Origin of the sequence: Marinobacter sp. NFXS9 (assembly GCF_040148665.1) — a bacterium.
In the GTDB taxonomy this organism is placed as follows: Bacteria; Pseudomonadota; Gammaproteobacteria; order Pseudomonadales; family Oleiphilaceae; genus Marinobacter_A; species Marinobacter_A mangrovi.
Genome location: NZ_JAGDDW010000001.1, coordinates 748,226 through 773,559 on the forward strand (window position 1 = coordinate 748,226; position 25,334 = coordinate 773,559).

The following is a 25,334-nucleotide window of genomic DNA, read 5'->3' on the forward strand; positions in this document are numbered from 1 at the left end:
TGAATCCGATTGGTAGATCTCCAACTCCTTTGAAGTCTACTCCTTCCGGATTGAACTGCAATTGGATGCAATCTCAAACAGATGGGAGGCGCATGTAAAAATTCCTGACAGCAAAAACCCCGGCATGGCCGGGGTTTAGCAGGTTTCTAACACCGTATCTCGCCAGCTTATGCCTTGCGACGGCGCATCACGCCGATACCCGCAAGACCAAGACCGAGGAGCGCCAGGGAACCCGGCTCCGGCACCTCGCCAACGGTGACGTTGTCGATGCCATAGCCGTCGTCCGAGGCATTGGCGTAGAAAGTAACATCACCCAGACCTTCGGAATCGAACAGCGTGATGTAAAACACGTTGCCGTTACCCAGGGCAGAACCGAAGATGTCTTCGAAGGTGAACGTGGTGCTACCCACGGTCATCCGGCCACCCACATCGTTCGGGTCCGTGATGTAGAAACCCAGGGCGTTGAAGCCCGGCGTCAGCGAGAAAGTCATCTCTTCGCTGTCCATGCTGTCCAGCCAGTTGGCGTTGTCTGAGCCACTTGGAGTCGCAAAACGGCCGCCAAACGGAGAGCTACCATCATCCAGAATGGCAACACCGCCGTTACAGGTGAATCCAAGGTTGCCGCAATCACCGCCTGAACCCGCAACATCCTGGGTAAAGGTGCCAACGCTTGTGGCAATGGAGTTGCTCTGGGATGTCGTGCCAGCCGTGTAAGACTCGAAGTCTTCAGTCAGATAACCTGACTTCAGCTTGGCCAGGAAGTTGGTTTCGGCAGCCTGCGCAGCAGACTCACCGGCGCTGCTGACGTACAGCATGGGCGCCGCCTGAACAGACGCGACCAAGCTGGATACGCCGAGTGCGATGCCCGCACTGATACTGAGAACACGTTCCTTCTTCATGCACAGCTCCTAAACCCGTTGAGGTTGTTGTTAGTCCGTGGATACTTAGGAGCAATAAGAAGGCCAATAATATTTATTTCTTAATAATCAACACATTAAATATATAACAACCCAATTTATGCCCACACCGCTGTAAAGAAAATGGACGTTTTTCGCGAACCGTCAACTCCTTAATTTTTTTAAAAAAGTTGTAAAATCTGTCTCAGATCATAAACAGCGCCATAAAGTCAGGCACCGAGGTACCCTCCAGCACCTTCTGATCGATGCACCGATCAACAATGGCGTCGCACCGCCCTTTCGGAAACCGCGTTTCAAGATTGGCCCGGAACTTCTCCTTGAGCAGCGGGATGCCTTCCTTCCGGCGCCGGCGATGGCCGATCGGATACTCCACGGCGACCTGTTCCGTTTTTGAGCCATCCTTGAAGAAGACCTGAATGGCGTTGGCGATTGAGCGTTTGTCCGCTTCCAGGTATTCCCGGGTGTAGCGGGGCTCTTCCACGATCTCCATTTTGTCCCGCAGGTCGTCGATTTCCGGATGGGCCTGGTGGAAAGCGTCTTCGTAGTGATCGGCCGTCAAGGCGCCAAAGATCAGGGGAACCGCCGTCATGTACTGCAGGCAGTGGTCGCGATCGGCGGCGTTGGCTAGTTTGCCCACTTTGGAAATGATGCGGATGGCGGATTCGTGGGTGGTGATGACGACCCGGTCGATCTCGTCCAACCGGTCTTTCACCTGCGGATGCAGGGTCACGGCGGCTTCGGCGGCGGTTTGCGCGTGGAACTCCGCCGGGAACGAGATCTTGAAGAGGATATTCTCCATCACGTACGACCCGAAATCCTGGGGCAGCGAGAATTGGCGCTGGTCTTCGGGTTTGAGCTTCTGATCCTTGTTGGTCTTGCTGAACAGCACGTCGTAGAAGCCCCATTGGGGCGCTGTCAGCACACCGGGTATGCCCATCTCACCGCGCATGGCGATGTCCGCGAGACGCACGGCACGGGAGGTCGCATCGCCCGCCGCCCAGGATTTACGGGAGCCGGCGTTGGGTGCGTGGCGATAGGTGCGCAGGGCCTGCCCGTCGACCCAGGCGTGGGACAGCGCCGACAGCATCTGCTCCCGGTTCGCGCCCATCAGCTTGGCGGTGACCGCCGTTGAGGCCACCTTGACCAGTACCACGTGATCCAGGCCAACGCGGTTGAAGGAATTCTCCAGCGCCAGCACGCCCTGGATCTCGTGGGCCATGATCATGCTTTCCAGCACGTCGCGCATGGTCAGCGGCGCCTGGCCTTCAGCCTGGCGCTTCTGCGACAGGTGGTCGGCCACGGCCAGGATGCCGCCGAGGTTGTCGGAGGGGTGCCCCCACTCGGCCGCCAGCCAGGTGTCGTTGTAGTCCAGCCAGCGAATGATGCAGCCGATGTCCCAAGCAGCTTTCACAGGATCCAGACGGAAGGAGGTGCCGGGTACCCGGGCACCATGAGGCACTACTGTGCCCTCGACGATCGGCCCCAGATGTTTGGTGCATTCGGGGAAGCGAAGCGCCAAAATGCCGCAGCCGAGGGTGTCCATCAGGCAGTTGCGGGCGGTATCCAGCGCTTCGAGGCTGTCGACCTGATCATTGAGAACGTAATCTGCAATCTTCTGCAGGACGTCGTCGTAATCCGGGCGTTCGTTGAGATCGAATGTCGCTGACATGGGGCGTCTCCCTGGCCGGGAGGGTGCCGCTAGTGTCCCGGCCTTTCAAGAAATGATGGCGTCAGTATGGACCGGAAACCGGGCCGCTTCGAGCGGACCCGGTCTCCTTTAATAGAAACAACTCAGAACGCGTCCCCCGGAACACGTACCCAGCCTTCCATCAGGATGCGCGCACTGCGGCTCATGATGGCTTTCTTCGCGCTCCACTGGCCGTTCACCTGCTCGGCTTCGGCGCCGACTCGCAAGGTGCCCGACGGATGGCCAAACACCACCGAGGTTCGATCGCCGCCACCGGCGGCCAGGTTCACCAGCGTGCCCGGAATCGCCGAAGCTGTGGCGATGGCTACGGCAGCGGTGCCCATCATGGCGTGATGCAGTTTGCCCATGGACAAAGCCCGCACCAGTACGTCGATGTCTGCAGCGGTGATCTCTTTACCGCTGGAGGCTACGTAGCCTTTGGGCGGCGCGACGAAGGCCACTTTGGGCGTATGTTGACGGTTGGCCGCTTCGGCCACGTCGCTGATCAGCCCCATTCTGACGGCGCCGTGGGCGCGGATGGTTTCAAACAGGGTCAGGGCCTGGTCATCGTTGTTGATGGCGTCCTGTAGTTCGGTGCCGTCGTAGCCGATGGCCTCGGCGTTGATGAAGATGGTCGGGATGCCGGCGTTGATCATGGTGGCTTTCAGGGTGCCGACGCCGGGGACATCCAAATCGTCGACGACGTTGCCCGTCGGGAACATGGCACCCTCACCGTCCGCCGGGTCCATGAACTCCACCTGGACTTCGGCCGCCGGGAAGGTCACACCATCCAGTTCGAAGTCGCCGGTTTCCTGCACCTCCCCGTTGGTCATGGGGATGCGGGCGATGATGGTTTTCCCGATGTTCTTCTGCCAGATCCGGACCGTGGCGGTGCCGTTCTCCGGCAGTTGCGTCGGGTCCACGAGCCCGTTGTTGATGGCAAACGCCCCCACGGCTGCGGTCAGGTTACCGCAGTTACCGCTCCAGTCGACAAACGGTTTGTCGATGGAGACCTGGCCGAACAGGTAGTCGACGTCGTGATCCGGACTGTCGCTTTTCGACAGGATGACGGTCTTACTGGTACTGGATGTGGCGCCGCCCATACCGTCGGTCTGCTTGCCGTAGGGATCGGGGCTGCCGATGACGCGCAGCAACAGTTTGTCGCGTGCTTCGCCCGGTACCTGGGCCACTTCCGGCAGGTCGGTCAGGTTGAAAAACACGCCCTTGCTGGTGCCACCACGCATGTAGGTGGCGGGGATTCTGATTTGGGGTTTGTGGGTCATTTTGGTGGTTCCTGGGAATTCTGTGGACGATATCAGCCCCGTGGGGAATTACCGGCAGCCCTGCGGGCTGCTCCGAAGCTGAAGCGTCGGCTACATTTACAGGCCACCCCGAGCATGTAGCAGATGCTTTAGCTTCTGAGGCACCGTCAGGTGCCCCACAAGTAGGTTGGGCTGACGCAGGAAGCCCAACATCCCAGAGGTTCAAACGGACGCTCTGAGTTCGCGTTTTACGACACCGGTCTGATCGGGCACAGACAGTCATCCGGCTAGCCGCCGTCCAAATTTGTTGGGCTTCCGGCGTCAGCCCAACCTACGGGTGCTGGAGGATCATCGGCAGCCCGCGGGCTGCTCCGAAGCTGAAGCGTCGGCTACATTTTCAGGTCACCCCGAGTATGTAGCAGATGCTTTAGCTTCTGAGGCACCGTCAGGTGCCCCAGTCAGCCCCACATAAATAGCTCTTGCCTTGCAGAGACGGTTTCTCAAGCACTTGCCTTATCCGCCTCAGCCTCCAGGAAGTCCTGCGCAAAACGCTGCAGCACACCGCCTGCCTTGTAGATGGACACTTCTTCCTGCGTATCCAGGCGACAAATGACCGGCACTTCCTGGCTCTCGCCGTTGGCGCGGTGAATGACCAGCGTCAACGTGGCACGGGGTGCCGGCTGCCCTTTCACGTCAAACGTCTCGGTGCCGTCGATGCCCAGCGTCTTGCGGGTGATACCTTCCTCAAACTGCAGCGGCATCACGCCCATGCCCACCAGGTTGGTCCGGTGAATCCGTTCGAAGCCTTCGGCAACGATGGCCTCGACACCGGCCAGCGCCACGCCTTTGGCGGCCCAGTCACGGGAGGAGCCCTGCCCGTAGTCGGCACCGGCGACGATGATCAACGGCTGCTTGCGGTCCATGTAGGTTTCGATCGCCTCCCACATGCGCACCACTTTGCCTTCCGGTTCAACACGAGCCAGGGAGCCCTGCTTCACGCCGCCGTTGTCGTCGCTGACCATTTCGTTCAGCAACTTCGGATTAGCAAACGTGGCCCGCTGCGCCGTCAGGTGATCGCCGCGATGGGTCGCGTAGGAGTTGAAATCCTCTTCCGGCAGGCCCATTTTCGCCAGGTATTCGCCGGCGGCGCTGGAGGCCAGGATGGCGTTCGACGGCGACAGGTGGTCCGTGGTGATGTTGTCACCCAGGACCGCCAGCGGCCGCATGCCCGTCAAGTTCTTCTCACCGGCCAGGGCGCCTTCCCAATACGGCGGTCGGCGGATGTAGGTGCTCATCGGACGCCACTCGTAGAGCGGGTCGGACTGCGCCTGGGCCTTGCGGGTGACGTCGAACATCGGGATGTAGGTGTCGCGGAACTGGTCCGGCTTCACCGACGATTTCACGATGGCGTCGATTTCCTCGTCTTTGGGCCAGATGTCCTTGAGCAGGATCGGGTTGCCGTCGGCGTCGTGACCCAGGGCGTCCTTCTCGATGTCGAAGCGGATGGTGCCGGCAATGGCGTAGGCCACCACCAGCGGCGGTGAGGCCAGAAACGCCTGCTTGGCGTACGGATGAATCCGCCCGTCAAAGTTGCGGTTACCGGACAGGACCGCGGTGGAATAGAGATCCCGGTCGACCACTTCTTTCTGGATTTTCGGATCAAGCGCACCGCTCATGCCGTTACAGGTGGTACAGGCAAAGGCGACCACGCCGAAGCCCAACTGCTCGAGTTCCGGCAGCAGGTTAGCTTCTTCCAGGTACATCTTGACGGTCTTGGAGCCTGGCGCCAGCGAGGACTTCACCCACGGCTTGCGGATCAGGCCCAGCTTGTTAGCATTGCGGGCAATCAGGCCGGCCGCCACCATGTTCCGCGGGTTAGAGGTGTTGGTACAGCTGGTGATCGCGGCAATGATGACCGCGCCGTCCGGCATTTCGCCTTCTTTCTCTTCCCACTGACCGGCAATACCGCGCTGGGACAGCTCGGAGGTGGGCAGGTGCGCGTGCGGGTTGGACGGGCCGGCCAGGGTGCGCACGACCTTGGACAGGTCGAACCTGAGGACGCGTTCGTACTCGGCGGTCTTCAGGCTGTCCGCCCACAGGCCGGTATGCTTGGCGAAGTTCTCGACCAGCGCGACCTGATCGTCGTCGCGACCGGTCAGCTTGAGGTAGTCGATGGTCTGGTCGTCGATGTAGAACATCGCCGCCGTGGCGCCGTATTCCGGCGTCATGTTGGAGATGGTGGCGCGGTCGCCCACGGTCAGGCTGTCGGCGCCCTCGCCGAAGAATTCCAGGTACGCGCCGACGACCCGCTCTTTCCGCAGGAATTCGGTCAGCGCCAGCACCATGTCCGTACCTGTGATGCCCGGCTGCAGCTTGCCAGTGAGCTCGACACCGACAATGTCCGGCAGGCGCATCATGGACGCCCGGCCCAGCATGACACTCTCGGCTTCCAGGCCGCCCACGCCGACGGAGATCACGCCCAACGCATCCACCATCGGCGTGTGACTGTCGGTGCCCACGCAGGTATCCGGGAAGGCCACGCGGTCGCGCACCTGGACCACCGGCGACATCTTCTCCAGGTTGATCTGGTGCATGATGCCATTGCCCGGCGGGATCACGTCCACATTCTCGAACGCGGCCTTGGTCCAGTTGATAAAGTGGAAACGGTCGTCGTTGCGGCGATCCTCGATGGCGCGGTTCTTCTCGAACGCGTCTTTCTCGAAGCCCGGATGCTCGACGGCCAGGGAATGGTCAACAATCAACTGGGTGGGCACCACCGGGTTGACCTTGGCCGGGTCGCCGCCCTTCTCGGCAATCGCATCGCGCAGGCCAGCCAGGTCCACCAGTGCCGTCTGACCCAGGATGTCGTGGCACACGACGCGGGCCGGGTACCAGGGAAAGTCCAGATCCCGCTTGCGTTCGATGAGCTGCTTCAGGGAATCGGTCAGCGTGGCCGGATCGCAACGGCGCACCAGCTGCTCCGCCAGGATGCGGGAGGTGTACGGCAGTTTGTCGTAGGCGCCGGGCTGGATGGCGTCGACGGCCTCGCGGGTATCGAAGTAATCGTAGTCGGTGCCCGGCAGGGGCTTGCGGTATTGAGTGTTCATGGTTGACCTTTGGCGATAATGGGTCGGGTGTGGCGTTGGTCTCTCTTCATCCCCCTCTCCCCCGGCCCCTCTCCCGCCAGGGGAGAGGGGAGCTTATAACTCTAACTTGGGGGATAAGCCTCTCTCCCCTGGCGGGAGAGAGGTTTGGAGAGAGGGGGACGCGTCTTAGGCGCGCTTCTCAATCGGCAGCCACTCGGCGTGCTCGGGGCCGGTGTAGTCCGCACTCGGGCGGATGATCCGGTTGTTCTCACGCTGCTCCTTCACGTGGGCGGTCCAGCCGGACACCCGCGACATCACGAAGATCGGTGTAAACAGCTCCGTCGGGATACCCATGAAGTGATAGGCCGAGGCGTGGAAGAAGTCGGCGTTACAGAACAGCTTCTTCTCGCGCCACATGACCTCTTCGCAACGCACGGAGACCGGGTACAGCACCTCGTCGCCCACTTCCTGCGCCAGTTTTTCGGACCATTTCTTGATGATCGCGTTGCGCGGGTCGGATTCGCGATAGACCGCATGACCGAAGCCCATGATCTTTTCCTTGCGCTCCAGCATGCCCATCAGGCCCTGCTCGGCCTGGTCCGGTGTCTGGAACTTCTGAATCAAGGCCATGGCCGCTTCGTTGGCGCCGCCATGCAGCGGACCGCGCAGTGTGCCGATGGCGCCGGTCACGCAGCTGTGAATGTCGGACAGCGTGGACGCACAGACCCGAGCGGTAAAGGTGGAGGCGTTGAACTCATGCTCGGCATAAAGAATCAGGGACACGTTCATCACGCGCTCGTGCAGCTCGCTGGGCTTCTTGCCGTGCAACAGCTCCAGGAAATGCCCGCCGATGGAATCGCAGTCGCCGTCAGTCTCGATGCGCACGCCTTCATGGGCGAAGCGGTACCAATAGGTGATGATGCTCGGGAACACCGCCAGCATGCGGTCGATCTTGTCGTCCTGCTCGCTGAAGTCCTCTTCGGTTTCCAGATTGCCCAGCATGGAGCAGCCGGTCCGCATGACGTCCATCGGGTGCGCGTCCTTGGGGATCTGCTCCAGGACGGCCTTGAGCGCGTCCGGGAGTGCCCGCAGGCCCTGCAGCTTGGTCTTGTAGGCGTCCAGCTCCTGCTGGTTCGGCAGCTTGCCACGCAGCAGCAGGTAGGCCACCTCTTCAAACTGGGCATTGTCTGCCAAATCCGTGATGTCATAGCCCCGGTAGGTCAGACCGGTTCCGCTCTGACCCACGGTACAGAGTGCGGTTTCGCCTGCGACCTGGCCACGAAGGCCAGCGCCGCCCAGTTTTTTCTCAGCCATGGTTGTCACCTTGTGCGTCGTTGTTTGCGATTATTTGAAGTCGTGTGGTGTCGGGCGATCGAGTGCCTGAAGCACTCGATCGCAAATCAGCGGCCTGTTACTCAGCTTTTCTGCTGCTTGAACAGGGCGTCCAGTTTCTGTTCGAACTCGTGGTAATTGAGGAAATCGTACAGCTCCATGCGGGTCTGCATCATGTCCACCACGTCTTTCTGGTCGCCCTTCTCCAGGATGTTCTGGTAGACGGTCAGCGCGGCCTTGTTCATGGCGCGGAAAGCGCTCAGCGGGTACAGCACCATGTCGGCGCCGGCTTCCGCCAGCTCTTTGGTGTTGTACAGCGGCGTGGCGCCGAATTCGGTGATGTTCGCCAGGATGGGCACGTCCAGCGCCTCGGAGAAGGCCCGGTAATGCTCCAACTCGGTCACGGCTTCGGCGAAAATGCCGTCCGCCCCGGCTTCAATGCAGGCCTTGGCCCGTTCAATAGCCGGTTCCAGACCTTCCCGCTGGAAAGCATCAGTCCGAGCCATGATGAAGAAATTCTCGTCGGTGCGTGCATCGGCACAGGCCTTGATGCGATCAACCATCTCGTCCTGGGAAACGATTTCCTTGTTGGGACGATGACCGCAACGCTTCTGGGCCACCTGGTCCTCAATGTGAACCGCCGCCGCGCCGGCGCGCTCCATTTCCTTGATGGTGCGGCCGATGTTGAACGCCCCACCCCAGCCAGTGTCGATATCGATCAGCAGTGGCGTATCGGTCACGGCGGTGATGCGACGAACGTCTTCAAGCACGTCGTTCATGGTGGTCATGCCCAGGTCTGGCAGACCGTAGGAGGCGTTGGCGACACCACCACCAGACAGGTAAATGGCCTGATGCCCCACTTTTTCGGCCATCATGGCGCAGTAGGCATTAACGGTACCCACGATCTGCAGCGGATTGTTTTCTTTGAGGGCTTTGCGGAAACGGGCCCCGGCAGTAAGTGACTGGTTCATAAACTCTCCCCATTCAGAATGTCAGGACACCTTCCTGAATCTTTTTCTCGATGTTCAGCCGCGCCGCATTGATGTGGCGCTGCATCAGAAACTGGGCCAATTCCCCATCCCGGTTGGCGATGGCGTCGGCGATACTGCGGTGTTCTCGAAGTGCCCGGTGCGGGCGGCCGGCGGACGTACTTAGCCGGTAACGGTACAGGCGCACCATGTAGTACAGGTCGCCCAGCAGCATCTGACTGAGCTTCCGGTTGCGGCTGCCTATGGCGATGCAGTAATGAAAATCGTAATCCCCTTCATGCTGGTAATACGCCTGTCCCTGCGCTTCGTCCACCATCTGTTCATGACGATCCAGAAGACGTTGCAGGTCATCGATTTCGGCGTCCGTCATACGCTCGGCGGCCTGGCAGGCAGCCAGGCCCTCCATGGCTTCGCGGATGCGATAGAGCTCGAGCAGTTCTTCGCCGTTGATCGAGACGACTTTGAAACCGGCGTGGGGACGGCGGACCAGAAGGCCGCGGGATTCCAGACGACCCAGGGCCTCGCGCAGCGGACCGCGGGTCAGGTTGAAGCGTTCGCAGAGTTCCACCTCACCGATTTTCTCGCCCGGGGCCAGCTCGCCCTTGACGATCGCGGTTTGCAGACATTCGAAGGCTTCGTCTGCACGGGTCTGCGTTGGAGTGACGGCATCAAGCATTTTTGTCGACAATAATATCTGTGATGTCGAGAAAACTACGCCTGGAACTGATTTTTGTCAACAATCCGGGAAAGCCGACTCCCGGATTGTTGACAAAGAAAGGGCAGGAATCAGTAGATTTTGCGCTGATCCTTGGGTGGCGGGGTGTACTGGTAGACCCAGGTTTCGGTCAGGGGCTGGTCGTCCAGCTTCAGGTAGAGGCGCAGATCGATGGGCTCTTCGGAGTCGTCCGGCACCAGGTCGAACATCGCGCGGTAACCATTGATCTCGTGCAGCGGACGCGCAGAGGTGATTTCGATGCGACCGCGGCTGCTCGTGATCACCGGTACGACCTTGGCGTTCTCGCCCAGCATATCCAGCATGCCACCGGCAAAATCTACCGCAAACCGCCAGGAGAAGTACTCGCGCTTCTGGCCGACAACCCCACCCAGACCGGTCCGGGTGGCGCGCACGGTAGCCAGCTCATACGGCTTGACCGGCGCCTGCTCGCCCCAGTTCAGGCGATAGGAAAACAGGTGTTCCTGATTGGGCGCCAGCGGCTTCTCGGGATTCCAGAACGCCACGATGTTGTCGAAGGTCTCGTCCACCGTGGGAATCTCCACCAGCATGATGCTGCCCTTGCCCCAGTCTTCCTTTGGCTCGACCCAGACGCTCGGGCGTTTGTCATAGAACACGCCATCGTCCTGGTAGTGGTCGAAATCCCGGTCCCGCTGGAGCAGGCCGAAACCTCTCGGATTTTTGTCGACAAAGGTGTTGACCCGGATGCCGCGCGGGTTCACCAGTGGCCGCCAGATCCACTCGCCCGCGCCGCTGTGCATGGCCAGCCCGTCGGAATCGTGGATTTCAGGACGCCAGTCGTAATCCATGCGCTGGCTGTTTTCGCCCACCTGGTACATGCTCGTGAGCGGGGCGATGCCTACCCGTTCGATGTGCTTGCGTGGATACAGGGCACAGCCGATGTCCATTACCATGTTGCGGCCGGGGTACAGGTCGAACACGTAGGCGCCGGTGGTACTGGGTGAATCCAGCAGCGCGTAGACGGTCAGCTTGGTGCTGTTGGGTTTGGGCTTTTCCAGCCAGAAGGCGGTGAACTTGGGGAATTCTTCATCGTGATCGGTGGCGGTATCGATCGCCAGCCCCCGGGCGGACATGCCGTACTGCATGTCTTTGCCGACGGCGCGGAAATAGCTCGCACCCTGGAACGCCGCCAGATCCAGCTTGAAGTTGGTGTGGAACTGGATGCGGAAGCCGGCGAAGCCCAGATCTTCCGGCAAGTCGCCCAACGGCTGCTTGCCGGAATAGCTGAAATACGAGGGATCGTAGCCCAGCTCCTGCGCCTGGCCGTCCGTAACCTCGTAGATGTGAACCGGTGTCTTGAAGAACAGGCCAAGGTGGAACAACTGGGCCCGGAAGGCGCTGCCCTCATCCTGCCAGAGCGATTTTTCCGGCCGGAACTGGATGGCCTGGTAATCGTCCCACGAAATGTTCTTCAACGAGCGGGGCAATTCGCCCTCATGGGACTCAAACGGCTTTGCCGCCAGTTCACGCGCCCTACCCTTGAGCCACGCGTAGCTGAACGCCTGCGGCTCTCCAATGGGCCGCGCGTTGGCCAGAGAGCTGTTCAACAGGGCTGACAGGGGCAAGCCCTGCACTCCGGCGGCGGCGAGCATTTTCATCACTGTACGACGATCCATGCGGGTGTTCCCCTCCCTTTTACCGTGGAACGATGCGGGCCGGCCGATCAGTCGCCCGTGGCGAGCTTATCGATACGACTGCCCCAGTAACTGTCAGGGCGGGCGCGCCAGGCCTCGTGGTGCAATGCGGCCAGGGATTCCTGATCCCGGCACAGGTGACTCAGTTCACTCCGGGTCAGGCCTTCGGGGCCTTCCCGCACACAACGCTGGACCAGGTTGGCCAGCACCTCCGCCCGCACACGGCGGCGGTGGCGACCGGCGAGCGCCTGGTGCATCTGGTTCAGACGCGGCCGCAGGACCGCTTCCTCGAAATTCGTCAGCGGTGATTCCTCGGGTTCGGCCTTGCGGCTGATCTCGGCGTCGTCAAGCAGCGGGCTGGGATTGATCTCCTCCGGAATCAGCAGCAGACGGCGGCGATGCAACCGCTCACCGATGCTCACGCGGCTCAGGTAAACACAGGTCGGTGCCGCCAGAACCAGCGGTATCGCCACGGGCAAGGACCAGATGAAAAACAGCGGGTCCAGACTCCAGGCGAAAGCCGACCAGGAGGCGCCGACGATCAGGCCGGGCAGCTGGGTCACGATGGCCTGCCGCCACGTGGTTTCCTCCGTCCGGTTCTGCCCGGCCCAGCTGAGTGAGAAGTTCATGAAGGCCCCAAGGACATAGCGGCTGTGAGCGAGCATGCGAACCGGCGCCAGCAATACGGAGATGACGATCTCGATCAGAACGCTGACGAACAGACGCCCGAAGCCGCCAAAGAACCTGGACTTGCGGTGGATCAGCGCATCGAGGATGGCCAGGAACTTGGGAATAAACAGCAGCGCCATGGTACTCAGCGCCAGCCCCAGCGCCCACTCAGGTCGCCATTCCGGCCAAAGGGGAAAGAGCCCCTGGTGGCCTTCGGGGAAGTAGTCTATGGGCGACAACGCCATCTGCGCCGCCTCAACCGTGGTCAGGATCAGGAAAGCGAGCCACAAGGGCGACGCGCAGTACGCCATGATCCCGTTCATGAACGCCATCCGGTGGGCGAATCGCAGCTTACGGCCGAACAGCATGATCCAGAGGTGCTGGATATTGCCCTTGGACCAGCGTTCATCCCGGGTCAGCTCATCAGACAGCGTGGGTGGCGATTCCTCGTAGCTCTCACCCAACTCCGGCTCCAGCCAGACTTCGTAACCGGCCCGGCCCATGTAGGCCGCCTCGACAAAATCGTGGCTGAGAATCGGGCCGCCAAAGATACCAAAGCCCGGCAGCTTCCTGAGGCCACAATGCTCCATGAACGCATCGACCCTCAGAATCGCGTTGTGCCCCCAGAAGGCGGCGTCGCCCATCTGGATGGCCGCCAGCCCGGTGGCGAACAGCGGCGAATACACCCGGTTGGCGAACTGCTGCATCCGGGCGAACAGGGACTGGCCGTTGATCAGCGTCGGATTGGTCTGCAGGATGCCGCATTGCGGCTCCCGCTCCATCAGCTGGACCATGCGAACCAGCGTCTGGCCGCTGACCAGGCTGTCCGCATCCAGCACCACCATGTACTTGGAGCGGCGCCCCCAGCGGCGCAGGTAATCCGCGACATTGCCGCTCTTGTAGTTCAGGTTCACGGTCCGTCGCCGGTAGAACATGCGGCCTTCGGCGCCCAGTTCCTCGGCCATGCGCTGCCAGGTGGCCTGTTCCTCCAGCCAGACGTTGGGATCCCGGCTGTCGGAAAGAATATAGAATTCGAAGTTCTCGATCTGTCCGGCCCGCTCGATGTCCTGATAGACCGCTTTCAAGCCGCTCAGCGTACGGTGCACGGGCTCATGGTAGATGGGCATGATTACCGCGGTTTTGCCCAACGGCGTCTGGTCCAGCTCTTCCGCGGAATGGCGGTGCATCAGAGAACGCCGATCCCCGCCGAACAGGCGCAGCACAAAGCCCAGCATTGCCGTCCAGAAACCCACGGCAATCCAGGAATACAGCAGCGCAAACAGAATCAGCAGCCCCAGCTCGACACCGGTACTGCCGTGGTAAGGCAGTACCCACAGCAGGTAGTAACAGGCGACGGTGGTCTGACCCAGAACAAACAGGATCAGAAGGCTGCGCCGGATGAAGGCGATGCCCCGCCAACGGTAGCGTTTGGAGGCTTTCGCCGGGATGGCGTCTTGGGTTGTTCGCTCCTGGAGCGCTTCAGACATTGGTATGGTATCCGATACTGCCGCGCATCAGCGGCGGGCTTTGCATGGGGATGGCCAGGGGTGGCAGGTCGAAGTATTCGGGAATCATATCCATGGCCCGGGCCATGACATCGCGGCTTCCCGCCTCGGCCAATGCCCGGTCCACCAACTGCAGCGCCTTGCGGCAATTTTCCGACGTAATCTCCACGCCGCAGCCCCGCAGGTAGGCAATCAATCGATCCAGGGCTTGCTGACAGACCGCTCGTTTCATCGCTCGTCCTCCCTGTTGGCCTTATTCCTTGGGCGCCCGCAGATCCGAGCCAACCGGCAACTGGTAGGTCCAGGTCTCGGTAAGCGGCTTACCCTCGAGACTCAGGAACCCTCGCAGGGTCATATCCGCATCCGGATCAGGCCGCACCAGCATGGACAGCCGCCAGGCGTCGGTGGGTTCGTTGTATTCGACGAAATGCTCGACCACCTTGACGTGGTCGCCGCCGGATACCTGGCTGACCACCGGTGCATCAGGCTTAAGGCCATCAAGCTCGCCGCCCTTGAAATCCACGATCAGTCGATAGGCCCCTTCGACATTGCCGCCACCAATCCGGTTACCCTCGCCGACAAACGTCTGCGTGGCGTGGGCCGTGGGCTGCTTGGCAATGGACGGGCCGCCAAAGATGAGGGTGTATTGCAGGGTTCGCTCATCGCCCGCCTTGACCTGGCCATCCGGCTGCCAGAAGGTGACGATGTTGTCGTTCACCTCGGAGCGGGTCGGAATCTCCACCAGGACCACATGCCCTTTCCCCCAATCACCTTTGGTCTCCACCCAGGCGCTGGGTCGCTTGTCGTAGCGGGCTTCCAGATCCTCGAACTGGTCAAACTGCGTATCCCGCTGCATCAAACCAAAGCCTTTGAGATCTTCCGCCTGGAGGTAGCTCATCCGCAACTTGCGCGGATTCAGCAGCGGGCGCCACAGCCACTCGCCAGTGCCGCCGTCGTGGATCAGCAGGCCATCGGAATCGTGGACCTGTGGCCGCCACTCGCCCACCGGACGCACGGTATTCTTGCCGTAATAGAACATGGAGGTCAGCGGTGCGAGTCCGAGCAGCTCAACCTTGTCCCGGAAAAACAACCGGGCGGTCACATCGACTTGCGTGCTGGCTCCGGGATGAATATCAAAGCGATAAGCGCCGGTCAGGCTGGGGCCGTCCAGCAGCGCGTACACGCGCATGGTATCGCTGCCTCCGGCGGGCCGTTCGAGCCAGAATTCCACAAAGCTGGGCACCTCTTCGCCGGAGGGCAGCCCGGTGTTGATCGCGATCCCCCGAGCCGACAACCCGAACCGGTTGTCGCGCCCCAGCCCACGGAAATAACTGGCGCCACCAAAGACCATGAACTGCTCCTGGTCCGTTTCCTTGTGCATCGGGAACGTCAGCCGGAAACCGGCATAGCCCAGATCGGCGGGAACGCGCTTGGCAAACGCATCGTTCGGATAGGTAAAGTTGCCCTTGTCGAAGTTGATGGGCTCGACGCCCTCGCTGTCTACCTCATGCAGTGTGACGGCGTGAGAATAGTAGCTGCCCGGTGGAAACATCCGCACCTGGAAGCGGGAGCGGCCTTCCCGCCAGAGACTGGCCTCGGGCTTGAAGCGAACCGCCTGGTAATCACTGTAGCTCAGATCCTGCAGGAACTGGGGGGCCGATGCAGGCGCCTCGTAGGGCTTTCCGGCACGTGCTTTCGCCATCTGTTCCACATCTTCAAGCCCGAAGGCACTGGCCACATTGGCGGCCAGGAGCATGGTTGGGCCGAGCAGGAACATAAGCAATCGGGCTGAAAGCATGGACAATCCATCTCCGTCGTTTCAGAGGTTCAAAGGGGTGTCAGAAGCCGAGACGCCAACTCCATGACCTGTCCGGCGCGTGAAGGGCTCCTGGGCAGCGTCTGTCGAGTGACGAAGACCGTCGCCCAGTGGGAGTCCCTGGTCGTTTCCGACGTACCAGAGTTTTTAATGTAACACTGTCAGTAGCTTATGCTTCAAGTGACATCTCTGTAAGACACGTCTCAGAACCGACACGCGCCAGCCCCGATTAATGGTCAGTATATGACCAATTCGAACGTATCGTCAGAATATGTCGGAATGATGGGCAGACGTATAGACCACCGGGAGACGGTCCATGGAGGCAGACAGGACAAGAACCGTGCGGCCCGAACGGCGGTGCAATCCGCTACAGGCCCATGGAAAGCGAGAGGGAAACATCAGGCACGTCAGGCTTGGTGGTCGCCAGACTGGATGCCCCGAGCATCCGACCCACACTCAAACCGGCCTGGAAGCCACGACCCTGCATGTTGAGAGAGATCTCGGCGGCGCTAGCGGAACCATAGCGGTCGGCCTGCTCGTCCGTGTACGGCACCCAGCCCTGCAGGACCGAGAGGCGAAGACCCGAACGCATATACGGCATCAGCGGCGTGTCGAAGCGCGGGCTACTGGCATCCAGGCGCAACCAGCCCCCTTCGGCGGCACTCACGTTCTGGCCATTGAACCCGGAAATCATGGAGGCTCCGGCCACTGTCATGTACTCGGAGTCCGGCAGATCATTGGGTGAGAACTGGTAATGCCCGCTGACGCCCCACTGCCAGTCGAAGAAATCGCGCGAGAGGGCTGCGGACAGCGAATATTTGCGAAACGCATCGTCCTCGTTGAAGTCCTCTTCCATGTCGTATTCCTTGCCGACCACTTCCAGGCCGCTGACCGCGGAAACCCGGGTTGTCGCCATCACGTCGTACCACAACTCATGGGAGGTACTGCCTTCCAGCGTGAACAGGGACTTCTGCCGGGAGGAATCTTCCACCCATTCGCCGTCCTCGTAATAAGACGCATCCTGCGCCGACAGGCTCATGATGCTGTCAAACTGCACGCCGTATAGAGAGAACAGCGAGCGGCGACCGCTGACGTAGACATTGCGACCTTCGCCGCTGGCATCGTATTTCCCGTCGTCACCCTGCACGGTACTGCGGTAGGAAAAATTATCCACATCAAAGCTGAGGCGACTCGCGCCCAGCGGAAAGGCATAGTGGAAAGAGAACGCTTCCGCTTCGTTCTCGATACGCTGAGACACCGACTCGTTGAAGTTGAGTCTGAGCGCATGGTTATCGCGAATGAGGTTGTCCGCTTCCAGGCCGATCTGACCGCTGCGCTGGTCCCGGGTAGATGCGGAATTCCCCGCGACCTGAAGGTGTGAGCCCAGCCAATGACGATGGACGTGCTGGAAGCGCACCGTCGGCGCTTTGGAGGCCTTCGATGTCGGCTCTGCGCCTTCCACCGGCGCCACGTTGGCCAGGCCGGAAGGACGGCTCCAGCGCCCGAACGTGTACGACGGCAGCGTATCGGTTGCAACCAGCGCCGTGCCGCGCGGCGACGAAAAACGAGCGGCATGGGACGGGGTCTGGGCGGACGCCCGACGCGCCTCACCCATCGCTGCATTGCGAAAGCGCAGCGTGAGGACGTGATTCACAATGGGGCGTTCCGGCAGCCAGGCCACCGTGTCCTGCTCGCCCTCCTGCTCCAGCACCTGGTTGATGCGATTGGCGAGTCCATTGAGGCGATCCGGATCCAGGCACTGGCGTGTCTCCGGCTGCACCAGCGCGTGAACGCGGGTGACGACCCGGCTGGACAACAGCTTCAGGCCGGGCAGGCGAACGGAATCGATGGGCACACACCGGCCGGACGGCCAGTCGGTTTGCAGCTGGGTTCGATCGGGCTTGGTAGCCGGACCGGACCGGGAGGTCAACCAGCCACGGCTATCCTGCTCCGATCCATTGGCAAAGGAAGTACCGAGGGCGTTGCCCAGCTCATAGCCGGCACCCGCGTCTGGCTCGGCAAAACGCACCACGGCACCACCCTGGGTGCTGATGATGCAGCCGACAAATGCCATAAGTGCCCAGAATCTCACAAACAAGCGTCCCCATCAGGCGCAAGGAAGCACCCGACTATTTCGGTCAATGGAATTGAAGAAAATCGTTTTACCGAAGACCCCAGACGGCAACACTTGGGATGGTCCTGTTGCCCACAATGAACCCATCGCGAGTCAACAAGCACGGTATGCGTTGGCAGTACCGACTATAGGCAAGATGCAGGTCACATACCAGCCCTTACTATCAAAAATTTACAAATTTAATTTTTAACGAAAAACAACAAGTTGTATCCAAGTTTGTATGTAGTTTCTGGAGATAGGTTACCGCCTTTCAACACCTTGTTCCGGCCCCGTTGAATCACCCTCGATAGCGACCGAATGCTGCCACAAGAGGCGTATTTTCAATTACTTGGCAAGAAGGGCTCGAAACCCGTCACGATATCACGGGCACCATTCTGAAAATCCACCCGAATCCCGCCCCAACTCGGTGCACAACGCCATAACATAACTTGTCGCATAACCGGACAGAAAAATGTAACCGGACCATCAGGGCGTTTGATGGATCGATAACACACGACAAGCGCTCCCTGCCGGAACTTGCCTGTCACCCGGAAAGCGCCGGATACTGGGGGTTGGCGGGCGATCTTTATCCGGCCGACGCGCCAGAATTACGTCAAAGTGACGAAGTGGTAAGCGGGCATGTCTCCATTTGTCATATCAACTTGGTTACACTTGGCAAACTTTGTGCAAAACCTGAAATGTTCCGGAGACCTTTCCCCGGACGGGCCGTCGCCCGGTCATGGACAGGTTTGAATGAACCGCTAATAAGGACGATTCATATGATCAGGAAGTGCCTATTCCCCGTTGCCGGTTACGGTACCCGCTTTCTCCCGGCCACCAAGGCCATGCCCAAGGAGATTCTGCCCATCGTCAACAAGCCGCTGGTGCAGTATGGCGTTGAGGAAGCAGCGGAAGCCGGCATCCATGAATTCGGTTTCGTGACCGGTCGCGGCAAGCGCGCCATTGAGGACCACTTCGACATCAGCTATGAGCTGGAGCACCAGATTGCCGGTTCAGGCAAGGAAAACCTGCTGACGTCCATTCGCGAGCTGATCGACAACAGCTCCTTCTCCTTTACCCGCCAGAACGAAATGAAAGGCCTGGGTCACGCGATCTGGACCGGTCGTAACCTGATGGGCGATAACCCGTTCGCCGTCGTCCTGGCGGATGACTTTTGTGTGGCCGAGCCGGGGGATATCAGCGTGCTGGCGCAGATGGCCGAACTCTACAAGCAGTTCCGCTGCTCGATCGTGGCCATTGAGGAAGTACCGGAAGACGAGACGCACAAATACGGCGTGATTGCAGGCGAGCCGATGAAAGACGGTCTGTACCGCATCACCGACATGGTCGAGAAGCCGGCTCCGGAAGATGCCCCGTCCAACCTGGCGATCATCGGTCGCTACATTCTCACGCCGGATATCTTCGAGATTATCGAGAACACGGAACCGGGCAAGAACGGCGAAGTCCAGATCACCGATGCCCTGCTCCACCAGGCCCAGAAAGGCTGCGTGCTGGCCTATAAATTCCGCGGCCGTCGTTTTGACTGCGGTAGCGTGGATGGCTTCGTTGACGCGACCAACTACGTCTACGAGAACATCTACAAGAACGGCAACGGTTAAGGCAGGGATTCAGCCAAGCAGCTGAATCACCATGCGCCGGTTCTCCGCAGTGGTATTGCGGAACCGGCGCAGCATTTCCATCTCTTCTTCGGTCGGTTTGAGCCGTTCGATTTCCCGCTCCAACTCTTCGAGCACCCGGCCCAGATCCGCATTGGAATCAAACGCCAGTCCCGGCAGTTCCAACTGTCCCGCATCCGGCGCATCCTCGAAATCCAGCAGGGCTTCCAGGGGCGTTTCGGTTTTCAGACAGAGGTCCATCAATTCGTCGATATCGGGAAAGGTCCGGGTTTTCGGGTTCTCACTTTCCCAGCCGGCGACGCGGCGCTCATCGGCATCACACAGGCGGGCAATGTCGGCCACCGACAGCTGCCTGGACTCCCGAAGCACCCGCAGGCGTCGATGAAAGGACGTCATATACCGCATCACCGATCTCCCCCTTCTCCCTCATGGTCCGTCCAACGCGGTGCGCGTCCCGCGTCGGCGGCCTGTATGCCTTCAATCTGTTCGGCGGTGCCCTGCAGCTCCACCATCCAGTCACGCTCGGCGGCAAAGCCGGTCTCCAGTGGACGCATCCGCGCATGCTCGATCAGTTGCTTGGTCGCCCGCACGGCCTGCGGCCCCTGGCGGAAAGACCGGCGCACCCAGTCCGAAGCCAGCTCACTCGCCTGACCGGGCTCGCTGATGGCGTCGACCAGGCCGATGGCCAGTGCCGTTTCGGCGTCTACGGTTTCGCCACACAGCAACAATCGCTTGGCCCAGACCTCGCCCACCAGACGCGGTAACAGCTGGCTGCCGCCACCGACCGGGACCAGGCCATAACGGGCCGGCACGATCGACAGGCGCACTGTGGGCTCCGCAATTCTGAAGTCACAGCATAGCGCACATTCCAACCCGGCGTCCGCGGCATCGCCGGTCAAAGCGGCTGCCGAAACACCCGGAAAACGACGCAGGGCGTTGAACGCCAGACCGAACTCACGATTCACTCCGGCGCCGGCGGCCTTACTGCCATCATGGAACAAGGCAAGATCCACGCCGTGCGAGAACGGCTGCCCCGGCTGGCCCTCGATGACGAGCCCACGCACATCCTGGCGCCTGTCCAGGGCCTGCACATCACGGTAGAACGCCTCGAGGCTGGCATCGCTCCAGAGCGTGTCAGTCGACTGCGGCAGCCGCATGCGGGCCAATCCGTCAATCAGGGTCAGGTCTGTCAGGAAGGAATCGGACAAGGGCTACTCCTGCCGGTACGATCAAAGTGACTCAGGCCACCATTACACCTTATGGGTTCGCTCTCACGCAATCGCGGGGCTGATCGAAAACAGTCATAAATCAATTGCTTCTATAGCTCTACACAAGAGCTTACGAAACCCTTCCCGCACACTATACTCCCTGTATCGCAGGACAAGGAGGCGACCGTCATGACTTATTCCACGCTGGACTGGCAGGCCCTCACCACGGTCGAACTGAAAGAGCGAATCAACGCTGCCAGCGTCGCCGTGTTACCGGTCGCGGCCATCGAGCAACACGGTCCCCACCTGCCGCTGGCGACTGACCGGATTATTGGCGAAGGCATCCTGCAGGCCGCGCTTAACGGCTTTGACGACGCTGAACTGCTGGTCCTGCCGACCCTGCCGATTGGCCTCAGCCTGGAGCACAGTGACTTCCCGGGAACGCTCTCGCTGCGCCCGGACACGGCCATCGACGTGCTGGTGGACATTGGCCGGTCCGTTGCTGCCAGCGGCATTCACCGGCTGGTGATTTTCAACAGCCACGGTGGTAACCGGCAGATTATCGATCTGGCGGCCCTGCAGTTGCGACAGCGCTTCGGGATGCTGGTGGTCAAGGCCAATTACTTCCGCTACCGCATTCCTGAGACCCTGATCGAGCCGGATGAACTTCGCCGCGGTCTCCACGGCGGCGAGCTGGAAACCGCCATGATGCTGCACCTGGCTCCGGATCAGGTCCGGCAAGATCTGATTGAGCACTTCCAGTCGCTTGAGGAAACCGGACTCGCCGGCAACCGTCATCTGACGCCGGAGGGCGACGCCGCTTTCGCCTGGATGGGCCAGGATCTGAACCCGGTCGGTGTCGTGGGACGCGCCAGTCGGGCAACTGCGGATCAGGGGCGTCAGCTGGTGGCCCATTTTGCCGCCGCGCTGGCCGCCACGTTCCGGGAAACCGCCCGTTTCAATCTGCGGTTGCTGCGTTAACCGACAATCCGGCGGCAAACGCCATCGTATAATTGCCCAGACCCCCAACATCCAAAACACGGATCCAACAGACATATGGCAGGACCATTACTGCAGGCTGCAGAGGCCTGGTGCCTGATTCGGCAACTGGCGCGATCAGAAAAGACCGGCCCGTTCCCCGCAGACGCTCCGGAAGGGCCCGTCATCACCACGTTCGACGATGGTTCCTGGGAGCTCCACCGCCAACCGGCTGACGTGGAGGTCGCCGACCTGCTGGGCTCGTTGCTGCCCCTGTGCCACCCGGTAAACCGGTCGCTGGTGTATGCCCAGGTAGGCCAGAGCCTGGATGGGCGCATCGCGACCGTGACCGGCGCCTCCCACTACATCAACGGCTGCGACGGACTGGATCACCTGCACCGTTTGCGCGCCATTGCCGATATTGTGGTGGTGGGCGCCGGTACGGCGGACTCCGATAATCCGCAGCTCACAGTACGCCGGGTCGATGGTGATAATCCGGACCGTGCCGTGATCGATCCCCGACGGCGAGTGTCTCCCGAACAAGTGGTCTTCGACCAGGCTGCCGCACCGACGTTTCGTCTTGTGGGCGATGCGCCCTGTCAGGCCGATGAGATTCAGGTGACGGGCGAATCCAGCTCGGTGACTCCGGCCGACATCATTCGCTGCCTGCGGGCCCGTGGCTATCGCCGGATTTTTATTGAAGGCGGCAGTCAGACGGTGTCACGGTTCCTGCACGCCGGGTGTCTGGACCACCTGCACCTGATCGTTGCGCCGATGATCATTGGTAGCGGCATCCCTGCATTACAACTTCCCGAGATCGACGAGCTGGACGGGGCGTTGCGGCCAGAGACCGTGCCGTTCCGCCTGGGCAGCGATTACCTGTTCGATATGCGGTTCAGGCAACCGCCCTTCTGAACGGCCACAACCACACGATACCCGGCGTGCTCGCCACCAGGAACACCAGGCCATAGGCGACACTCAGGGCAAGTCCGTCCGCCGGGGAATAGCCCATCAGACCCCAGAGAATGCCGGCCACGCTTTCGCGGACGCCCCAACCGGCGACGGTGATCGGCAGGACCATCGCCAACAGGAGCGCCAGCGCCCCGGGAATCAGCAACGACACGGGCATGCCCATCCCCAGATCCCGGGCCAGGATCAGGAACACGCCGACGTAGCAGAGGATAATGGGCAGCGAGACACCCAGTTGAACCAGCAGCACACGCGGCCTTAACAGCGCAAAATGCAGCGCCGACAGGAAGGACCGGATGGCAAAGGCCAGGCGAGACCACAGGCACGCGACAAGCAGCCCGACCATCACCGTGGCCAAGACCAGCGACCAACCCGGCAACTGGAGCCCTTCCATCATGCGGGCAACGACATCCCCCGGCATCAGCCACCACCAGGCCAGAATCGCCAGCGCGACCAGCACGATCTGGCCCGCCAACCGCTCGATCAGCACCGCATTCAGGGCCGACAGGCTCTGCCGGGTACTGCGGCCGTGACGCAGGGCACGATTGGCGTCCCCCAGCACTCCCCCGGGCATCACCTGGTTGATGAAGCTGGCGAGGATGTATTCCCGCACGGCCTCCGACCAGGGCAATGGCAAACCGAGCAAGCGTGCCGTATACCGCCAGCGTCCGGCGGACAACACAACCTGCAATAGCGCCAGGGCCAGCACCGCAATAAGCCCCGACGCCGACAGCCGACCCAGCCGGGACAGCACCTGCGCGCTGTCGAAGGCCAACAGCGCGGACACAAGCACCGCCAGCGTCCACCCCCAGCGAAGCCAAACCGGCCAGCGGCGCATGTCAGACGTCGCTTCCGAGGGTATCGGATCCCGGCGGCAAGGCCAGCAGATCCCGGTGACCGACCCGGATCCGGCTTTCACCGCGCCGAACCCGTTGCAGCCGCTGGTCCAGCCACGCCGATACGGAGGGTGCCGATTCCGTCGCCCATTCCCCGGCGGCCCGCGCCCAGCCGGTCAGCAGGTTGTCCTGCAACGCCGCCTGTGAGGCATCCAGTGACCAGACAGACGGCTCGTGAAAGACCGAAAAGCCGGCTTCCCGGAACAGCGAGGCACAAACCGACCAGGCATCAGGACCCAGCGCCGGTCCGCCGCCCTTGTCCTGCCGTTGATGGGCGTTGACCGCCTGAATCACGGCGTCGTCCTCCGCCAAGGCTGGCGTCAGGCTCACGTCACCGCTGTAGCTCAAGGTGATCAGACAGGCGGCGCCCCGCCTCGCGGCGAGCGAGACGCATCGAGAGAGCCATTGTTCGGACACCAGATCCAGCAGGGCCGAAGCCGTGATCAGACATGTGTCTTCCGGAATCAGCGCGTCCAGCGAGCCAACCAGGTCGCCCTCAAGCGTCTCCAGGCTGGAAACACCGGGCAGGCTGCGGCAGCGTTCCGCGGCCTGCGACAGCAGCCCGGCATCGTGATCCACCAGACACCACCGCTGACCGGTCGGCAGTCGTGGCGCGAGATAGCGGACGTTCGATCCACTGCCGCAGCCCAGATCGCACAGACGGTCGCCTGTTGAGTCGCGACGGGCCAGCCAGTCCGCGAGCAGGCCCGTCAGCGATGCACTGCGGGCCGCGTGGTCGGCCGCTTCACGGATAGAAAGCCATTCGCAGTCAAATACCGTCGAAGGATGCGGCACGACTTACTCCAACGCCCTGGATGGCGGGTTGCCGATCAGGTTCGCCATGGCGCCCTTGAATTGGCCCGCAGCATCATCCCAAGACGGCAGCGCACGCCGCTCCGACGCCGCACCGACCACCAGTTGCTGGAGGCGTCCAGGCATCGTCATCACCTGCCGGAGAGCCACCGCCAGCGCATCCACGTCCCCCGGCGTCACCTTGATTGCCGCTTCGCTCGATGCCGTATGCGCCAGAGCGCCGCCCGTCGTGGTAATGACCGGCAGGCCATAGGCCATCGCCTCGGTGATGACCATGCCGTAGCCCTCGTACCAGGACGGCAAGACAAACACATCCGCAGAGCGGTAGGCCTGATCGAGCCCCTCGTCGTCCAGCTCGCCTACACAATGCACCCGGTCACCCAGGCCAGCCTCGTCGATCTGGCGACGCAGGCTGGCCGCATAGTCCGCGTGACGATCCAGGGAGCCGGCCAGCGAGCACTGCCAATCCAGATCCGTGCACTGCGCCAGGGCCGAGACCAGCAGATCCTGGCCCTTGCGGGGCCCCAACGTAGCCACACACAGGAAACGGAACGGATCCCCCGGCTGCAGCGGGCTGTCCGGTGCCGTTTGCGCCGGCAGGGTGACGCCGGGGATGACCACCTCGATCCGCGATGGCGGCACGTCGTAGGCGTTGAGACGGTCGGCGGTAAACGGACTGGTCACGATGACGCGCTCGATCGCCTGGAGCGCTGCCTTCTCAGTGGCAAAGTAATGCGCCTGCCCTGCCTCATCCAGCCCGGTTTCATCCGCCAGAGGATGATGCACCAGGGCCATGACGGCCAGGCGATCCAGGTGGCGGTTCGCCAGCGGCGGTAGGCCGCACAGGGCAAGTCCGTCAATGACAACCCGGGTGCCATCCGGCAAGGCTTCCAGCGCGCTGTCCATGGCATCGCACGCCCGGGCATCTCCATCCGGGAACATGCCCTCCAAACCCTGCAGGTGGACGCGGTCACCCCGGCGCCGCAGCCCGTCGACAATACGGCGCACGTAGCCGTAGCCACCGGTACGCTGACCGGGGTCACCGGCAACCAGAAAGACGGTGTCCATG

General features: G+C 61.4%; 20 protein-coding genes. 3 read left to right on the top strand and 17 right to left on the bottom strand.

The annotated features are described in order from the left end of the window. Positions 1–167 precede the first annotated feature (167 nt). From J3364_RS03230 to J3364_RS03285, 12 genes are all read right to left on the bottom strand, one after another. Positions 168–899 carry a PEP-CTERM sorting domain-containing protein gene (locus J3364_RS03230; protein WP_349556658.1) on the bottom strand — a complete coding sequence of 244 codons (732 nt, stop codon included), beginning with the start codon at positions 897–899 and terminating at the stop codon, positions 168–170. A gap of 202 nt (positions 900–1,101) precedes the next feature. Continuing rightward, complete coding sequence (prpD, locus tag J3364_RS03235) at positions 1,102–2,586, bottom strand: 2-methylcitrate dehydratase (protein ID WP_349556660.1); 1,485 nt, start codon at positions 2,584–2,586, stop codon at positions 1,102–1,104. A 122-nt stretch (positions 2,587–2,708) separates the two neighbouring features. Next, a complete protein-coding gene (prpF, locus tag J3364_RS03240) occupies positions 2,709–3,887 on the bottom strand; it encodes a 2-methylaconitate cis-trans isomerase PrpF (protein ID WP_349556661.1) in 1,179 nt (392 codons plus the stop codon). Between the two features lie 479 nt (positions 3,888–4,366). Then, positions 4,367–6,973 carry a Fe/S-dependent 2-methylisocitrate dehydratase AcnD gene (gene acnD, locus J3364_RS03245; protein WP_349556663.1) on the bottom strand — a complete coding sequence of 869 codons (2,607 nt, stop codon included), beginning with the start codon at positions 6,971–6,973 and terminating at the stop codon, positions 4,367–4,369. A 165-nt stretch (positions 6,974–7,138) separates the two neighbouring features. After that, positions 7,139–8,266 (bottom strand): bifunctional 2-methylcitrate synthase/citrate synthase, encoded by a 1,128-nt coding sequence (gene prpC / locus J3364_RS03250; protein ID WP_349556665.1) that lies wholly within the window; start codon positions 8,264–8,266, stop codon positions 7,139–7,141. Positions 8,267–8,367: 101 nt separating this feature from the next. After that, a complete protein-coding gene (prpB, locus tag J3364_RS03255; protein ID WP_349556667.1) occupies positions 8,368–9,255 on the bottom strand; it encodes a methylisocitrate lyase in 888 nt (295 codons plus the stop codon). 13 nt (positions 9,256–9,268) lie between these two features. Continuing rightward, a complete protein-coding gene (locus J3364_RS03260; RefSeq protein ID WP_349556669.1) occupies positions 9,269–9,949 on the bottom strand; it encodes a GntR family transcriptional regulator in 681 nt (226 codons plus the stop codon). Between the two features lie 110 nt (positions 9,950–10,059). Further along, on the bottom strand, positions 10,060–11,643 hold the full coding sequence (locus J3364_RS03265) for an OpgD/OpgG family glucan biosynthesis protein (RefSeq protein WP_349556671.1): 1,584 nt from the start codon (positions 11,641–11,643) through the stop codon (positions 10,060–10,062). Positions 11,644–11,690: 47 nt separating this feature from the next. Beyond that, on the bottom strand, positions 11,691–13,817 hold the full coding sequence (mdoH, locus tag J3364_RS03270) for a glucans biosynthesis glucosyltransferase MdoH (protein WP_349556672.1): 2,127 nt from the start codon (positions 13,815–13,817) through the stop codon (positions 11,691–11,693). Then, on the bottom strand, positions 13,810–14,067 hold the full coding sequence (locus tag J3364_RS03275) for a hypothetical protein (RefSeq protein ID WP_349556674.1): 258 nt from the start codon (positions 14,065–14,067) through the stop codon (positions 13,810–13,812). The genes mdoH and J3364_RS03275 overlap by 8 nt, the downstream gene beginning before the upstream one ends. A gap of 21 nt (positions 14,068–14,088) precedes the next feature. Then, positions 14,089–15,633, bottom strand: coding sequence for a glucan biosynthesis protein G (locus tag J3364_RS03280; RefSeq protein ID WP_349556676.1), 1,545 nt, complete (start codon positions 15,631–15,633; stop codon positions 14,089–14,091). A 385-nt stretch (positions 15,634–16,018) separates the two neighbouring features. Next, positions 16,019–17,743, bottom strand: a complete 1,725-nt coding sequence (locus tag J3364_RS03285; protein ID WP_349556678.1) for a ShlB/FhaC/HecB family hemolysin secretion/activation protein — start codon at positions 17,741–17,743, stop codon at positions 16,019–16,021. An 800-nt stretch (positions 17,744–18,543) separates the two neighbouring features. Here J3364_RS03285 and galU point away from each other — a divergent pair. Next, on the top strand, positions 18,544–19,383 hold the full coding sequence (gene galU / locus J3364_RS03290; protein ID WP_349556680.1) for a UTP--glucose-1-phosphate uridylyltransferase GalU: 840 nt from the start codon (positions 18,544–18,546) through the stop codon (positions 19,381–19,383). A 9-nt stretch (positions 19,384–19,392) separates the two neighbouring features. On the opposite strand, the gene J3364_RS03295 is transcribed toward galU, so the two are convergent. Together J3364_RS03295 and J3364_RS03300 are read right to left on the bottom strand one after the other, a co-directional pair. Then, positions 19,393–19,797, bottom strand: a complete 405-nt coding sequence (locus J3364_RS03295) for a helix-turn-helix transcriptional regulator (RefSeq protein ID WP_349556682.1) — start codon at positions 19,795–19,797, stop codon at positions 19,393–19,395. A gap of 8 nt (positions 19,798–19,805) precedes the next feature. After that, on the bottom strand, positions 19,806–20,609 hold the full coding sequence (locus tag J3364_RS03300) for an enoyl-CoA hydratase-related protein (RefSeq protein ID WP_349556684.1): 804 nt from the start codon (positions 20,607–20,609) through the stop codon (positions 19,806–19,808). A gap of 189 nt (positions 20,610–20,798) precedes the next feature. On the opposite strand from J3364_RS03300, the gene J3364_RS03305 reads away from it, so the two are divergent. Continuing rightward, positions 20,799–21,590 carry a creatininase family protein gene (locus J3364_RS03305; RefSeq protein ID WP_349556686.1) on the top strand — a complete coding sequence of 264 codons (792 nt, stop codon included), beginning with the start codon at positions 20,799–20,801 and terminating at the stop codon, positions 21,588–21,590. A gap of 75 nt (positions 21,591–21,665) precedes the next feature. Beyond that, entirely contained in the window at positions 21,666–22,502 is an 837-nt protein-coding gene (locus J3364_RS03310) for a RibD family protein (RefSeq protein ID WP_349556688.1), read from the top strand. On the opposite strand, the gene J3364_RS03315 is transcribed toward J3364_RS03310, so the two are convergent. Genes J3364_RS03315 through J3364_RS03325 form a run of 3 tightly spaced genes read right to left on the bottom strand, consistent with a single transcriptional unit; the run spans position 22,483 to position 25,333 of the window. Next, positions 22,483–23,394: a lysylphosphatidylglycerol synthase transmembrane domain-containing protein gene (locus J3364_RS03315; RefSeq protein WP_349556690.1), complete on the bottom strand. Its 912-nt coding sequence runs from the start codon at positions 23,392–23,394 to the stop codon at positions 22,483–22,485. The genes J3364_RS03310 and J3364_RS03315 overlap by 20 nt on opposite strands. 1 nt (position 23,395) lies before the next feature. Beyond that, positions 23,396–24,247 carry a class I SAM-dependent methyltransferase gene (locus J3364_RS03320; RefSeq protein ID WP_349556692.1) on the bottom strand — a complete coding sequence of 284 codons (852 nt, stop codon included), beginning with the start codon at positions 24,245–24,247 and terminating at the stop codon, positions 23,396–23,398. A gap of 3 nt (positions 24,248–24,250) precedes the next feature. Next, positions 24,251–25,333, bottom strand: coding sequence for a glycosyltransferase family 4 protein (locus tag J3364_RS03325; RefSeq protein ID WP_349556694.1), 1,083 nt, complete (start codon positions 25,331–25,333; stop codon positions 24,251–24,253). Between the last annotated feature and the right edge of the window lies 1 nt (position 25,334).